Genomic DNA, 1,974 nt, shown 5'->3' on the forward strand with positions numbered 1-1,974 from the left:
GGTTAGTGGCATTAACGGAAACGTTGATATGAGCAAAAATTACTCTGACCGCTTCAAGAATCAATACTTAAGAAAGGAATAATTTATGGCAGATGATAAAGGCTTTGTGGATATCAAGCCACAAGCCGGTAATGGTGACCAGTACCGTGACCCAACTCATATTCCAAGTGAAAACGAGTTCGCCAATGACATTAAGAACGGTGTAGTTGATAAAAATAGTCAAACACTAGCCAAGTGGCTACGTGAAAAACAATGGGGAGTCGATGTCCGAGAGGCATTAGCTCTTTTTGTTGAGTGGTTAAGTACGAAATGGCACAGTAACAAGGAATTGATTGATCAAAACGCTAATCGTCAATCACAGGTAGAAAAAAGACAGACTGACCTTGAAACTCGTTTTACTGGAGTATTAAGTGGAGCGACTAAAGATAGTGAAGTCATTGATGCTCGCAATAGTCAGACTTATGGAAAATTTGAAGTTTTGGATAATCGTTTTGAAAATATCGAGACATTGCTTGCTAAGTACGTTCCTCAAGGGTTTGAAGTGACGATTAAGCACAATTTGAACCGAATGCCAACAGTATTCGTATTTAGCTATGAGTGGGGAATTGGGACCGCACCTAATGGTCTGGGTACAGAACCAGAAGGACTATTCGGTGGCACTAATCCAGTATCGGTAGCCAGTAATGTGGTCTATTCAGATGCTAACACTATCAAGGTTATTCTTCCGCTTGATTACAAGATGTCGGGTGAGTTAGAACAACACGATAATAGCTGGTACTTAGTTGAAGGCATCAAGTCTTTGAAATTTAAGCTGGAGTAGGAGAAATAAGATGAAGAAGATTTTTAAGGGTATGGAAAACGGCCCAGAAGCAATTGATAGCAACTTTAACGAGTTAGCCGACCCTAAGCGAGACCAAGTTTTTCATGATTTGACAGTTGATGGACGATTAAGCGGTAAGAGCACAAGAGAAGTTGTGCAGATGGATTTTGGGCCCGCCATTTTTTGGCGTTTTGGACCCTTGGTGTTGATGTATGTTGCTGTTGAATACAAGAATATGTATACATCACCTTGGGGTTATATGGGTGGCTTCATGGTGCCTGCAGGGTATCGGCCGATTGAGAAAACGGTTGTTAATGTTATTAACGACTTTAAAACAACACAAGCCACAATCGATTTGAATGGTGCTCTAATGGCGACTGATACGGAATACAATTCAAAAACGATGTTAGAAATCCAAGGAAGTTGGATGACAAATGATGATTATCGGAATTAAGGGAGGAACAAAATGAAGTGGTATTTTAAATATAACCCTCAAACTTTTGAGCTGTTGTCTGGTGCTGTTTATGCAGAAGAGCAACCTAGCAACTCAACAGCGGTTGATCCAGCAGGAACGCCCTTTCCAGTTTTCAATGTCACCAAACAGTCCTGGGAAAGTGACCCAGTAAAATTGGCAGAGTTGGAAGAGCGTCAAAAGAAGCAACCACAAGTCCAAGATGTACAGAATCAAATTGCAGACCTGTACGCTCGTGTTTTGAACCAAGAAATGAAAGGAATGTAACTATGCAGCTTTCACAAATAGGACAAACAATTCGTTATTTTTACACACAAAAGCTTTGGAAGATTGATCGTGTGAAGAATACGGTCAAGGTTGGCTGGATTTCAAAAGACGAGTATCGAGAAATCACCGGTGAAGAATACACAGAATAGGAGATAGAATGAAACGACATTTTTGGAAAAATCGCCAGTGGGTAACCATTGCGGTTGAGGAAATTGTTGTTGGTCTTGTGGTTATGTTGCACTACCAGCAACTTGATATTCGGTTGCCACCCGCACTTGGGTTACTAGATGATGCACCTTTTGGACTGCTGTACATCACAGTAGGAGTAGTGCTACTAGTTAACTCTCTTTGGGACTTCTATTGGTATCGCATTCGGTTAGTATTGATTGCTTTATCTGGTGGTATGTGGACAGCC

The 1,974-nt window shown here is 41.0% G+C and carries 4 protein-coding genes and 1 pseudogene; all 5 read left to right on the plus strand.

What is annotated here, in order from left to right; translation table 11 throughout:
* Nucleotides 1-85: 85 nt before the first annotated feature.
* A complete protein-coding gene (locus IV71_RS07505) occupies nucleotides 86-820 on the plus strand; it encodes a hypothetical protein (protein ID WP_010017571.1) in 735 nt (244 codons plus the stop codon).
* 10 nt (nucleotides 821-830) lie between these two features.
* Complete coding sequence (locus IV71_RS07510; RefSeq protein WP_010017569.1) at nucleotides 831-1,274, plus strand: hypothetical protein; 444 nt, start codon at nucleotides 831-833, stop codon at nucleotides 1,272-1,274.
* Nucleotides 1,275-1,286: 12 nt separating this feature from the next.
* Complete coding sequence (locus tag IV71_RS07515; protein ID WP_010017568.1) at nucleotides 1,287-1,559, plus strand: hypothetical protein; 273 nt, start codon at nucleotides 1,287-1,289, stop codon at nucleotides 1,557-1,559.
* Nucleotides 1,560-1,561: 2 nt separating this feature from the next.
* Nucleotides 1,562-1,708 (plus strand): XkdX family protein, encoded by a 147-nt coding sequence (locus IV71_RS07860; protein WP_010017567.1) that lies wholly within the window; start codon nucleotides 1,562-1,564, stop codon nucleotides 1,706-1,708.
* Nucleotides 1,709-1,716: 8 nt separating this feature from the next.
* Nucleotides 1,717-1,974: pseudogene (locus tag IV71_RS07520) on the plus strand (hypothetical protein); the annotation flags it as partial.

This window comes from Fructobacillus fructosus KCTC 3544 (genome assembly GCF_001438695.1).
GTDB classification, from domain to species: Bacteria; Bacillota; Bacilli; order Lactobacillales; family Lactobacillaceae; genus Fructobacillus; species Fructobacillus fructosus.